General features: G+C 72.1%; 9 protein-coding genes and 1 pseudogene. 1 reads left to right on the top strand and 9 read right to left on the bottom strand.

Annotated features, from left to right (window positions below; translation table 11 throughout):
• Positions 1–61: 61 nt before the first annotated feature.
• From KWI83_RS13830 to KWI83_RS13870, 9 genes and pseudogenes are all read right to left on the bottom strand, one after another.
• Positions 62–709: a TetR/AcrR family transcriptional regulator gene (locus KWI83_RS13830; protein WP_218514650.1), complete on the bottom strand. Its 648-nt coding sequence runs from the start codon at positions 707–709 to the stop codon at positions 62–64.
• On the bottom strand, positions 697–1,431 hold the full coding sequence (locus tag KWI83_RS13835) for an enoyl-CoA hydratase family protein (RefSeq protein WP_218514651.1): 735 nt from the start codon (positions 1,429–1,431) through the stop codon (positions 697–699). Before KWI83_RS13835 ends, KWI83_RS13830 begins: the two co-directional genes overlap by 13 nt.
• A pseudogene (locus tag KWI83_RS13840) lies at positions 1,428–2,084 on the bottom strand (4-coumarate--CoA ligase family protein); the annotation flags it as partial. The gene KWI83_RS13835 and the pseudogene KWI83_RS13840, both read right to left, overlap by 4 nt.
• Positions 2,085–2,538: 454 nt before the next feature.
• The gene (locus KWI83_RS13845) at positions 2,539–3,672 is read right to left on the bottom strand and encodes an acyl-CoA dehydrogenase family protein (RefSeq protein ID WP_218514652.1); all 1,134 of its coding nucleotides are present in this window, start codon (positions 3,670–3,672) and stop codon (positions 2,539–2,541) included.
• A 54-nt stretch (positions 3,673–3,726) separates the two neighbouring features.
• Positions 3,727–5,568 carry a biotin carboxylase N-terminal domain-containing protein gene (locus KWI83_RS13850; protein ID WP_218514653.1) on the bottom strand — a complete coding sequence of 614 codons (1,842 nt, stop codon included), beginning with the start codon at positions 5,566–5,568 and terminating at the stop codon, positions 3,727–3,729.
• A 6-nt stretch (positions 5,569–5,574) separates the two neighbouring features.
• On the bottom strand, positions 5,575–7,173 hold the full coding sequence (locus tag KWI83_RS13855) for an acyl-CoA carboxylase subunit beta (protein WP_218514654.1): 1,599 nt from the start codon (positions 7,171–7,173) through the stop codon (positions 5,575–5,577).
• Positions 7,170–8,849, bottom strand: coding sequence for an acyclic terpene utilization AtuA family protein (locus KWI83_RS13860; RefSeq protein ID WP_218514655.1), 1,680 nt, complete (start codon positions 8,847–8,849; stop codon positions 7,170–7,172). The genes KWI83_RS13855 and KWI83_RS13860 overlap by 4 nt, the downstream gene beginning before the upstream one ends.
• Positions 8,846–9,640 carry a TIGR03084 family metal-binding protein gene (locus KWI83_RS13865; RefSeq protein ID WP_218514656.1) on the bottom strand — a complete coding sequence of 265 codons (795 nt, stop codon included), beginning with the start codon at positions 9,638–9,640 and terminating at the stop codon, positions 8,846–8,848. The genes KWI83_RS13860 and KWI83_RS13865 overlap by 4 nt, the downstream gene beginning before the upstream one ends.
• 410 nt (positions 9,641–10,050) lie before the next feature.
• Positions 10,051–11,031 (bottom strand): DMT family transporter, encoded by a 981-nt coding sequence (locus KWI83_RS13870; protein WP_218514657.1) that lies wholly within the window; start codon positions 11,029–11,031, stop codon positions 10,051–10,053.
• A 199-nt stretch (positions 11,032–11,230) separates the two neighbouring features.
• Here KWI83_RS13870 and serC point away from each other — a divergent pair, with 199 nt between their 5' ends.
• On the top strand, positions 11,231–12,349 hold the full coding sequence (serC, locus tag KWI83_RS13875) for a phosphoserine transaminase (protein WP_218514658.1): 1,119 nt from the start codon (positions 11,231–11,233) through the stop codon (positions 12,347–12,349).
• Positions 12,350–12,418: the final 69 nt, after the last annotated feature.

Genomic DNA, 12,418 nt, shown 5'->3' on the forward strand with positions numbered 1-12,418 from the left:
CTGCGGCGCACTCAGCCCCTGCGGCGCACTCAGCCCCTGCGGCGCACCGAGGCTGCCGGGCTCAGCCCAGTGCCTCGTCCAGCAGCGCCGCCCACTGCGCCACCACCCGCTCGCGTCGCTGGGCGTCGTCGGTGAGGAGGTTGGCGAGGCCCAGGCCGCGGGCCATGTCCAGCAGGCCCTGGACCGTTTCCCGTACGCCGGGTCGGGACTCGTCCGCGCCCAGGAGGTCGACGGCGATGCGGTGGGTCTCGCGGCCGACGCGGGCCTCCAGTTCGGTGACGCGGGGGCGGAGCTGGTCCTCGTTGGAGGCGGCGACCCAGAGGTGCAGGGCGGCGCGGAACAGCGGGCCCGTGTAGAGGTCGACCAGGGCGGCGACGACGGCTCTGCGGTCGCCTGTCGCGCCGTGCGGGAAGAGGGCCCGCAGGGCGGTCGAGCGTTCCTCCGCGACGTACTCCACCGCCGCCGTGAAGAGGTCCTCGCGGGTGGGGAAGTGGTGCTGGGCGGCGCCTCTGGAGACGCCTGCGCGTTCGGCGACGACGGTGACCGTGGAGCCCGCCCAGCCGTGTTCGGCGAGGCAGGCCACGGCGGCTTCGAGGAGCCGCTGCCGGGTGGCCCGGCTGCGGTCCTGCTTGGGCACGCGGTCGACCCGGTCCACGGCAGTCACCGTCGTGACCGTGTCGACCGTGTTGACCGAGTTCACAGCACCCATGGAGGATCCCGTCGTTCGAGGAAGGCCGTCATGCCCTCGCGGGCGTCTGCGGAGGCGAACATCCGGGCCGAGAGGGCGGTCAGCTCCGCCGCGTCCCGGTCGAATGTCTGCAGCACCTTAGCCGTGAGCAGTCGTTTCGTCTCGGCCAGGGCCTGTGGGGAGGAGCGCCGCAGGCCGTCCAGGATCGGTTCGAGTACGGCGTCGGCGTCGTCGCCGGTCGCGGTGAGCAGCCCGATGCGGGCCGCCTCGGCGGCGTCGAGGCGCTCGCCGGTGAGGTAGTAGCGGGCGAGGGCGCGCGGGTCGGTGCGGGGCAGCAGCGGGAGGGAGATGACCGCGGGGGCGACGCCGATCCGTACCTCCGTGAACGCGAAGGTCGCCGCGCTGGACGCCACCGCGATGTCGCAGGCGGCCAGCAGGCCGAGGCCGCCTGCCCGTACGTGTCCGGTGACGCGGGCGACCACCGGCCTGGGCAGCTCCACGAGCTGCCGGAGCAGGCCGACCAGGGCGTCCGGGTCGGGCGGGTCGCGCAGGTCGGCGCCGGCGCTGAAGGTGGTGCCGGTGTGGGTGAGGACGATCGCGCGGACGGCGCCGTCCTTGCCGCAGTCGGCGAGCGCGTCGGCGAGTTCGCCGACCAGCGCGGCCGACAGGGCGTTGCGGTTGGCCGGGGAGTCGAGCGTGAGCGTTTCGACTCCCCGCGCGCGTGTGCGGCCGATCAGGGTCACGCGCTCTCCCGGAGTCGGCGGCGCAGTATCTTGCCGGAGGCGGCGCGGGGCACGCCGTCGACGAAGGTGACCTGGCGGACGCGTTTGTAGGGGGCGACGCGTTCGGCGACGTACATCATGACCCCGTTCTCGGTGAGGTCGGGCGCGGCGGGGTGGCGGACGACGTACGCGCGCGGGACCTCGTTTCCGTCCTCGTTGCGGACGCCGATGACGGCGGCGTCGGCGATTCCCGGGTGGGCGGGGAGCAGGGCCTCCAGTTCCGCGGGGGCCACTTGGAAGCCCTTGTACTTGATCAGTTCCTTGACGCGGTCCACGACGAACAGCCAGCCGTCGGTGTCGATCAGCGCGGCGGTGTCGTCGGGGCGGCCCAGGTAGCCCTTCATGACCTGGGGGCCAGGGATGAGGATCTCGCCGGCCTCGCCGACGTCGAGGCCCTTGCCGGGGTCGATAACGTACTTCAGGGACGACAGGTCGTACTGGGCGACCGCCGGGTGTTTGGCGAGGGCGAGGACGATCGGCGGGGCGACGTACAGGCCGGTGATGCGGTGGTTGTGGAGGGCGGCGAGGAACTGCTGCAGGTCGAAGCGGGGCAGGACGATGACGGAAGTGCCGCGCCGAGGCGGGGCGTTCACTCGGGCGGTGAGGCCGTGGATTTGGCATCCTCCCCCTCCGCGGAGGGGGATTCCGACCCGCCTGGGTTGAGGTTCACGGACGTTCGAGCGGCTGGTGACCGCTGTCGTCCCCCCGGCACCGGCTGACCGCCGGGGGCGGGGGATACCCGCCCTACCCTGCCGCGACGTCGCAGTGCGACACTCCGAGACCCTGGTGCCACGTTCGCGGCGCACGCCACGCTTCCCGAAGCGTCCGCCCGAACGGGTGACTGTCCAGCCGCCGGCGATCCGCCGGTGGAACCGGTCCACCTGCTCGTACGACAGGGTGGTGCCGTCGGTGCCGTCGATGAGCGCGGGCGCATCACCGAACTCGGCGGCGCTGCCCAGTACGGCCTCGTGGATGGGGAGTTCGACGGGTGGGACGTCTGCGTACCGGCTGCGGAACATGCGGTTCCTCCTCGCACGCCGATCGGGTGTCGGCGGGTGTCGGCGGGTGTCAGTACGACTTGGGCAGGCCCAGGGTCTGGTGGGACACGTAGTTGAGAATCATCTCCCGGCTCACCGGAGCAATACGAGCCACGCGCGCGGCCGTAATCAACGAGGCAAGGCCGAACTCGCGCGTGAGGCCGTTGCCGCCGAGGGTGTGCACGGCCTGGTCGACGGCCTTCACACAGGCCTCGCCCGCCGCGTACTTGGCCATGTTGGCGGCTTCTCCCGCGCCGACGTCGTCCCCCGCGTCGTACAGGTGCGCCGCCTTCTGTGTCATCAGGCGGGCGAGTTCGAGGTCGATGTGCGCCTGGGCGAGGGGGTGGGCGATGGCCTGGTGGGCGCCGATGGGGGTGTTCCAGACGGTGCGGTCGCGGGCGTATTCGACAGCTCGGGAGAGCGCGTAGCGGCCCATGCCGATCGCGAAGGCGGCGGTCATGATCCGTTCGGGGTTGAGGCCCGCGAAGAGTTGCAGCAGGCCTGCGTCCTCGTCGCCGACGAGTGCGTCGGCGGGCAGGCGTACGTCGTCCAGGACCAGCTCGAACTGCTTCTCCGCGGCGTTGAGTTCCATGTCGATGGGGCGGCGGGTGAAGCCGGGGGTGTCGCGCGGGACGATGAACAGGCAGGGCTTGAGGCGGCCGGTGCGGGCGTCCTCGGTGCGGCCGACGACGAGGGTCGCGTCCGCGATGTCTACGCCGGAGATGAAGACTTTGCGGCCGGTGAGGAGCCAGTCGGGGCCGTCTTTGCGGGCCGTGGTGGTGATGCGGTGGCTGTTGGAGCCGGCGTCGGGTTCGGTGATGCCGAAGGCCATGGTGCGGGTGCCTTCGGCGATGCCGGGGAGCCATTGTCGTTTCTGTTTGTCGGTGCCGAAGCGGGCGATGACCGTGCCGCAGATCGCCGGGGAGACGACCAGCATGAGGAGGGGGCAGCCTGCGGCGCCGAGTTCTTCGAGGACGATGGAGAGTTCTGTGATGCCGCCGCCTCCGCCTCCGTATTCCTCGGGGAGGTTGACGCCCAGGTAGCCGAGTTTGCCTGCCTCGGACCAGAGGTCTTCCCGGTTGTAGTTGCGGCCGTGGCGCTGGCCCAGGGCGGCTACTGCGGATCGTAGGGCCTTGTGTTCTTCGGGTTCGGTCGTGGGGGTCATGTGCGTCCTCCGGGTGCGGGTTGTGGGTGGCTGGTCGCGCAGTTCCCCGCGCCCCTAAGTCGGCTGCACCACCGCCAGTAGCGTGCCGACCGTGACCTGTTGTCCAGGTGCGGCGTGGAGGGCTGTGAGTGTGCCTGTGGCCGGGGCCGAAATCTGGTGTTGCATCTTCATCGCTTCCAGCCATACGAGGGGCTCTCCGGCCCTGACAGGCGCTCCTACGGCCAGTCCCTCGGCCACTCGGACCACCGTTCCGGGCATGGGGGCGAAGAGCGAGCCCGGGGCGTGCTCGGGCGTCGGGTCGGGGAAGCGGGAGAGGGCGGTGAGACGGCTGCCGTTGACGTAGAAGTCGTCGCCGTATCTCGCCACCTCGAACTTCCTTGTCACCCCGTCCACTTCGAGTACGACCAGACCGGCGTCCGCGTGCACGACCCGGGCGCCCTCTGCTGTGAGGCCCTCCCGCGTCTGCCAGTAGTGGGCCTCGTGTTCCTCGCCCGCCATCGTGTAGCGCTTGGTCTGGGGCTGGGAGGGCACGTTGCGCCAGCCGCCGAAGCGGGAGCGGCCGTGTGCGTCGGCGAGGGCGGCGGCGAGCGGGACGTACGGGTCGGGGGCGGGCCCGGTCAGCTCACCCAGGTGCCGGTCGTAGAAGCCCGTGTCCATGCGGGCCGTCGTGAACTCCTTGTGGCGCAGGGAGCGGATCAGCAGGTCACGGTTGGTGGTGGGGCCGTGGAGAGTCGTGCGTTCCAGGGCTCCGGCCAGTTTGCGGACGGCCTCCGCGCGCGTGGGGGCGTGGGCGATGACCTTGGCGAGCAGGGGGTCGTAGTGGACGCCGATCTCGTCGCCGTCGGTGTAGCCCGTGTCCAGGCGGATGCCTTCGGGGGCGTCGAGGCGGTGAAGGGTGCCGGTCTGGGGGGCCCAGCCCTGGGACGGGTCCTCGGCGTAGAGGCGGGCCTCTATGGCGTGGCCACGCGCGCGTGGGGGGTCGGTTTCCAGGGGGTGGCCCTCGGCGATGCGGAGTTGGTGGGCCACCAGGTCGATGCCGAAGACGGCCTCCGTGACGGGGTGTTCCACCTGGAGGCGGGTGTTCATCTCCAGGAAGTGGGCCTTGTCGTCGGCGACCAGGAACTCGACCGTGCCCGCTCCGGTGTAGCCGACGGCGCGGGCGGCTCGTACGGCCGTCTCGTGGAGGGACTCGGTCAGTTCGAGTTTCAAACCCGGTGCAGGGGCCTCCTCGATGACCTTCTGGTGGCGGCGCTGGAGGGAGCAGTCCCGGGTGCCGAGCGCCCACACCGTGCCGTGGGGGTCGGCGAGGATCTGCACCTCGACGTGCCGGCCGTCCTCGATGTACGGCTCGACGAACACCTCGTCGTCGCCGAAGGCGGCGAGCGCCTCCGCGCGGGCGGCCGCGAACTCGGCGTCCAGGTCTGCCAGGCGCCGTACGATCCGCATGCCGCGGCCGCCGCCGCCCGCGGCCGCCTTCACCAGGACCGGGAGGTCGGCCTCGGTGACGTCCTGGAGGGGCGTGAGCCCCAGCAGCTCCTTGGCCCGCGTCTTGGACGCCATCGCCTCGATGGCCTCCGGGGGCGGGCCGATCCACAGCAGCCCCGCGTCGAGGACCGCGCGCGCGAAGTCGGCGTTCTCGGAGAGGAAGCCGTAGCCGGGGTGCACCGCGTCGGCGCCGGAGGCGAGCGCGGCCCTGACGATCAGGTCGCCGCGCAGATACGTCTCGGCGGGCGCCGCCCCCGGCAGCCGTACCGCGGCGTCGGCCACGCGCGCGTGGAGGGCGTTCGCGTCGGCGTCCGAGTGCACGGCGACCGTTCGGATTCCCAACTCACGGCAGGTGCGGAAGATCCGGCAGGCGATCTCGCCCCGGCCCGCGACAAGAACGGAAGTAATCACTGGGCCTCACATCCGGAAGACGCCGAAGCCGCCGCGCACGCCCTCGTAGGGGGCGGTGTGGAGGGCGGACAGGCACAGGCCGAGGACGGTTCGGGTGTCGCGCGGGTCGATGACGCCGTCGTCGTACAGGCGTCCGGACAGGAACATCGGCAGCGACTCGGACTCGATCTGCTGCTCGACCATCGCGCGCAGGGCGGCGTCCGCCTCCTCGTCGTACGGCTGTCCCTTCGCGGCGGCGGACTGGCGGGCGACGATGGACAGCACGCCCGCGAGCTGCTGCGGGCCCATCACGGCGGACTTGGCGCTGGGCCAGGCGAACAGGAAGCGGGGCTCGTAGGCGCGGCCGCACATGCCGTAGTGACCGGCGCCGTAGGAGGCGCCCATGAGGACGGAGAGATGCGGGACGCGCGAATTGGAGACCGCGTTGATCATCATCGAGCCGTGCTTGATGATGCCGCCCTGCTCGTACTCCCTGCCGACCATGTAGCCGGTGGTGTTGTGCAGGAACACCAGCGGGATGTCGCGCTGGTTGGCGAGCTGGATGAACTGGGCCGCCTTCTGCGACTCCGCGCTGAACAGCACTCCTTGGGCGTTGGCCAGGATGCCGACCGGGTAGCCGTGCAGGGACGCCCAGCCGGTCGTCAGGCTGGTCCCGTACAGCGGCTTGAACTCGTCGAAGTCGGAGGCGTCGACGATCCGGGCGATGACCTCGCGCGGGTCGAAGGGCACCTTCAGATCGCCGGGGACGATGCCCAGCAGCTCGTCCTGGTCGTACGTGGGGGGCTCGGCGGGTCCAGGGTCCGGATACGCCTTGCGGTGGTTGAGGCGGGCCACGACGCGCCGCGCCTGGCGCAGCGCGTCCCGCTCGTCGGCGGCGAAGTGGTCCGCGAGGCCCGACACGCGCGCGTGCATGTCGGCGCCGCCCAGGGACTCGTCGTCGCTCTCCTCGCCGGTGGCCATCTTCACCAGGGGCGGGCCGCCGAGGAACACCTTCGCGCGCTCCTTGACCATGATCACGTGGTCGGACATGCCGGGGATGTAGGCGCCGCCTGCCGTGGAGTTCCCGAAGACGACGGCGACGGTCGGGATACCGGCCGCCGACAACCGGGTCAGATCCCGGAAGACCGCTCCGCCGGGGATGAAGATCTCCTTCTGGGAGGGCAGGTCGGCGCCGCCGGACTCGACCAGGCTGACGCAGGGCAGTCGGTTGGCGAGGGCGATGTCGTTGGCGCGCAGGGCCTTCTTCAGGCTCCACGGGTTGCTCGCGCCGCCCCGGACGGTCGGGTCGTTGGCGGTGATCAGGCACTCGACGCCCTCGACGACGCCGATGCCGGTGACGAGGGAGGCGCCGACGGTGTGGGCGCTGCCCCAGGCGGCCAGCGGGGACAGCTCCAGGAAGGGCGTGTCGGGGTCGAGGAGCAGCTCGATGCGCTCGCGGGCGAGGAGCTTGCCGCGCCCGCGGTGCCGCTCGACGTACTTCTCGCCGCCGCCCGCGAGGGCCTTGGCGTGCTCGGCGTCCAGTGCGGCCAGCTTGGCGAGCATCGCGTCGCGGTTGGCCCGGTGGTCGGGGCTCGTGGGGTCCAGGGCGGAGGTCAGGACGGTCACAGGAGGGTCTCCGGGATGTCCAGGTGGCGGGAGCGCAGCCATTCGCCGAGGGCCTTGGCCTGGGGGTCGAAGCGGTGCTGGGCGGCGACGCCCTGGCCGAGGATGCCGTCGACGACGAAGTTGAGGGCGCGGAGGTTGGGCAGGACGTGGCGGGTGACCTTCGATTCGCGGCACTCGGGCAGGAGTTGCCGGAACCTGTCGGCCGTCAGCTCGTGCGCGAGCCACCGCCAGGCCTCGTCCGTACGGGCCCACACCCCGACGTTGGCGTTCCCGCCCTTGTCGCCGCTGCGGGCACCGGCGATGAAACCGAGCGGGGCGCGCCTTCCGGGTCCGTCCGGCAGCGGCTCGGGCAGGACAGGCTCCGGCACGTCGTCGAGTACGGCGGTGTCGTGGGCCGGGGCCACAGGGACACGACGGCCGTCGTGGAGGACCGCTATATGGGGGACGGCACCATGGGGGACGTACACATCCTCGAAGACTCCATACGGCGTGCCCTTTCCGGGTGGCGCGAGCACATGGAAGCCGGGGTAGCTGGCGAGCGCCAGTTCGACGGCGGCCGCGCTGAGGGTGCGGCCGACGGTCTCCTGGTCGGGGTCGCGTACGACGAGCCGGAGCAGGGCGCTGGCGGTCTCCTCGGTGTCGGCGTCGGGACGGTCGGTGCGGACGAGGTCCCAGCGGATGTCGGCGGGCGGTGACGTGGCGAGGGCGTCCGCCATCTGCCGCCGTACCAGCGCGGCCTTTGCCTCGATGTCGAGGCCGGTGAGGACGAAGGTGACCTCGCCCCGGAAGCCGCCGAGGCGGTTGAGGCCGACCTTGAGGGCCGGGGGCGGGGCCTCTCCTCGTACGCCCTCGATCCGGACGCGGTCGGGGGCCTCCTGGGTGAGGCGGACGGTGTCGAGGCGGGCGGTGACGTCGGGGCCCGGGTAGCGGGCGCCGGCGGTCTCGTAGAGGAGTTGGGCGGTGACCGTGCCGACGTCGACGAAACCGCCGGTGCCGGGGTGCTTGGTGATGACGCAGGTGCCGTCGGGGTGGATCTCGGCGAGGGGGAAGCCGGGGCGGCGGCAGTCGGCCTGCCGTTCGCGGAAGAAGGCGTAGTTGCCGCCGGTGGCCTGGGCGCCGCACTCCAGGACGTGACCGGCGACGACGGCGCCCGCGAGCCGGTCGTACTCCCCCGGCCACCAGCCGAAGTGCGCGGCGGCGGGACCGGTGACCAGGGCCGCGTCCGTCACCCGCCCGGTGACGACGATGTCGGCGCCCTCCCGCAGGCAGGCGGTGATGCCGAAGCCGCCGAGGTAGGCGTGGGCGGCGAGGCTGCCGGGGTGTGCGGCGGTGAGGTCGTCGCCCTCGACGTGCGCGACACGGACGGGGATGCCGAGGCGGTCGGCCAACTGCCGTACGGCGTCGGCGAGTCCGGCCGGGTTGAGGCCGCCGGCGTTGGTGACGAGCCGGACGCCTCGGTCGTGGGCGAGGCCGAGGCACTCCTCCAGCTGGCGCAGGAAGGTGCGGGCGTAACCGGCGGTGGGGTCCTTCAGGCGGTCGCGGGCCAGGATGAGCATGGTCAGCTCGGCGAGGTAGTCGCCGGTGAGGACGTCGAGTTCGCCGCCGGTGAGCATGTCGCGCAGGGCGTCGAAGCGGTCGCCGTAGAAGCCGGAGGCGTTGCCGATGCGCAGCGTCACCGGGCGTCCTCCTTCGGCGGGCGGCCGCTGCCGGGCGGTCCCGCGAAGGCCTGGGCGATGTCCAGCCAGCGGTCGGCGTCGGGGCCCTCGGCGCGTACGGCGAGGTCGGCGCGGTGGGCGCGTTGGGTGACCAGGAGGGCGAAGTCGACGGCGGGGCCGGTGACGCGCTGGGCGGCGCCTTCCGGACCGTAGGTCCACACCTCACCGGACGGGCTGGCCAGTTCGACCCGGAACTCCTCGTCCGGCACCGGCAGACCGTGCACACCGAAGGCGAAGTCGCGGGCGCGGACCCCGATGCGGACCACATGCTTCAGCCGGTCGGTGGGTGGGCGGACCACACCCAGGGCGTCGGCGATGTCCTGGCCGTGGGCCCAGGTCTCCATGATCCGGCCGGTGGCCATGGCGGCGGCGGACATGGGCGGGCCGTACCAGGGGAAACGCGCGCCGCGCGGGGCCGCGCGCAGGGCCGTGTCGAGGGCGGTACGTCCCTCCCGCCACGTCGACAGCAGGTCGGCGGGCGGAAGGTGGGCGCCCTCCTCGGCGCCCTCGTCGACGAAGGAGTCCGGCGCGGCGAGGGCCTTCTCGGCCGGCGTCCGGAACGCGTCGGCGTCGGTGACGGCGAGGAGGGCGGAGCGGTCGGTCCAGGCGAGGTGGGCGATCTGGTGGGCGATGGTCCAGCGGGGGGCGGGGGTGGGAAGCGTCCAGCGCTCGGGTTCCAAGTCGGCGACGAGCCGGTCGAGTTCGTCGCTTTCGGCACGCAGGTCGTCGAAGACGGGGGTCGGGTCGGCCATGGGGAGGAGCGTGACAGCGACCCTCGAACAAATCAAGCACGCTTGCATGATTTTGTTTCCGCCGACGTCGACGCCTGAGCGCGTCCGCGCGGACACGCTCGGTCGGATGAGGTGGTCGGCGTGCGGAGTCGCGAACTGGACCCGTCTGCCTCGCCGTTGGACTTCCACGGCTACGAGCTGGCACTGCCGACGGCGCACCGGCCGCGACGGTGACGGGGGCGAGGGGCCCGCGCTCCACCGCTTCCGCGAGGGCCTTGTCCCTGGCCTGCTCGTATGCGAGCAGGAGCTGCGGGGCCACGACGGCGCACGCCGCGCGCAGGGCGTCCGGAGTCCGCTCCGGGCGGGGGAACAGCTCGCCGGTCACGGATCCGACTCCAGCCCCCAAGCACCCCACGGCGCGGCGCCGATCGTCAGGAAGGCGCCCCGTTGACCGGCGTCTTCCGCCGCCCCACCTGGGTCCGTACCGCCCCCATACTGGCGGCGATGACCAGGGCGATGGCCGCGGCCTCCGTCGCGGTGAGGGTCTGGTTGAGGATCAGGAAGCCCGCAGTGGCGGCGATGGCCGGTTCGAGGCTCATGAGGACGGCGAACGTGGGGGCGGGGAGGCGGCGCAGGGCGAGGAGTTCGAGGGTGTAGGGGAGGACCGAGGAGAGGACTGCGACGGCCGCGCCCAGGGCCAGCGTCACCGGGTCCAGCAGCTTCGCGCCCGACTCCGCGATGCCCAGCGGCAGGAACAGCACCGCCGCCACCGCCATGGCCAGCGCCAGCCCGTCGGCCTGCGGGAAGCGGCGGCCCGTACGCGCGCTGAAGACGATGTACGCCGCCCACATCGCGCCCGCCGCCAGCGCGAAGGCCACGCCGACCAGGTCGAGGCTGTCGAAACCCCCGCCGCCGAGGAGGAAGACGCCTGCGAGGGCGAGTCCCGCCCAGAGGAGGTTGATCGCGCGGCGGGAGGCCAGGACGGAGAGGGCCAGCGGGCCGAGGACCTCCAGCGTGACCGCGGGGCCGAGGGGAATGCGGGCGAGGGCCTGGTAGAAGAGGCCGTTCATCGCGCCCATGGTGATGCCGAAGGCGATGACCGTGCCCCAGTCGGTGCGGGAGTGGCCGCGCAGCCGGGGCCGGCAGACCGCCAGCAGGACCACCGCGGCGACCAGCAGACGCAGCGTCACGATGCCCAGCGCACCCGCCCGCGGCATCAGGCTGACCGCGAGGGCGCCGCCGAACTGGACCGACAGCCCGCCCGCCAGCACCAGGCCGACCGGGCCGAGCGGGCCGATGGAACCCCTGAGTCGGCCGCCCCTGGGCTTGGCCCGGCCGGGCGTGCCCGCCGGGGAGGGCGCCGCGGGCGAGGACGACGCCGAGGACGACGGAGTGGCGCTGGGGGTGCTCACGGGGCCTTCCAGGGGCTTCGGCGGGAACAGGGGAACGTTCAGCTTGCTGTATCTGCCGGTCCAGAGTAGTGGACCCTGTCAGGTGTGTGAACTTCTTTTGCCACTGACTCGGTGGGCGTCGTGGTCGTAGGCCGGAAACGCCGTCTCATCCGCCGGACGACGTTTCGACCAGGTTTCCCCCACCGGCTAGTCTCCCTTCGTGGCTGAGATCCAGATTCCCTCTGACATCAAGCCCGCGGACGGTCGTTTCGGCGCGGGCCCCTCCAAGGTGCGGACGGAGGCGCTGGACGCCCTCGCCGCGACCGGCACGTCCCTCATGGGCACCTCCCACCGGCAGGCCCCGGTCAAGAACCTGGTCGGCAAGGTGCGCGAGGGCATCAGCGAGCTGTTCCAGCTCCCCGACGGCTACGAGGTGATCCTCGGCAACGGCGGCTCGACCGCGTTCTGGGACATCGCGACGCACGGCCTGATCGAGAACAAGTCGCAGCACCTCAGCTTCGGCGAGTTCAGCTCCAAGTTCGCCAAGGCCGCCAAGCTCGCCCCCTGGCTGGCCGAGCCGGACATCATCTCCGCCGACCCCGGCACGCACCCGGAGCCGGAGGCCGCGGCGGGCGTGGACGTCTACGCGTTCACCCACAACGAGACCTCCACCGGCGTCGCCATGCCCATCAAGCGGGTGACCGGTGCCGAGGAGGGCGCCCTCGTCCTCGTGGACGCCACCTCCGGCGCGGGCGGCCTCCCGGTCGACATCGCCGAGACCGACGTCTACTACTTCGCCCCGCAGAAGTCCTTCGCCTCCGACGGCGGCCTGTGGATCGGCGTCTTCTCCCCCGCCGCGATCGAGCGGGCCGAGCGCATCCACGCGTCCGGACGGCATGTGCCGGAGTTCTTCAGCCTGCCGACGGCGATCGACAACTCCCGCAAGAACCAGACGTACAACACCCCGGCCCTCGCCACGCTCTTCCTGCTCAACCAGCAGCTGGAGTGGATCAACGGCCAGGGTGGTCTGGACTGGGCGGTGCGGCGTACGGCGACCTCCGCGCGCACGCTGTACGGCTGGGCCGAGGACATCAAGTACGCCAGCCCGTTCGTCGCCGACCCGGCCAAGCGCTCGCAGGTCATCGGGACGATCGACTTCACCGACGAGGTGGACGCGGCGGCCGTCGCCAAGGTGCTGCGCGCCAACGGCATCGTCGACACCGAGCCGTACCGCAAGCTGGGCCGCAACCAGCTGCGCGTCGCGATGTTCCCGGCGATCGACCCGGCGGACATCGAGGCGCTGACGAAGTGCGTCGACTACGTGATCGAGAAGCTCTGACGACGCGTACGTGAGTGGGGGCGCCCGGCGAGCACCGGGCGCCCTCGCGCATCACGCCGCAGCCCACGT

Source organism: Streptomyces sp. TRM70350 (assembly GCF_019219825.1).
GTDB lineage: Bacteria > Actinomycetota > Actinomycetes > Streptomycetales > Streptomycetaceae > Streptomyces.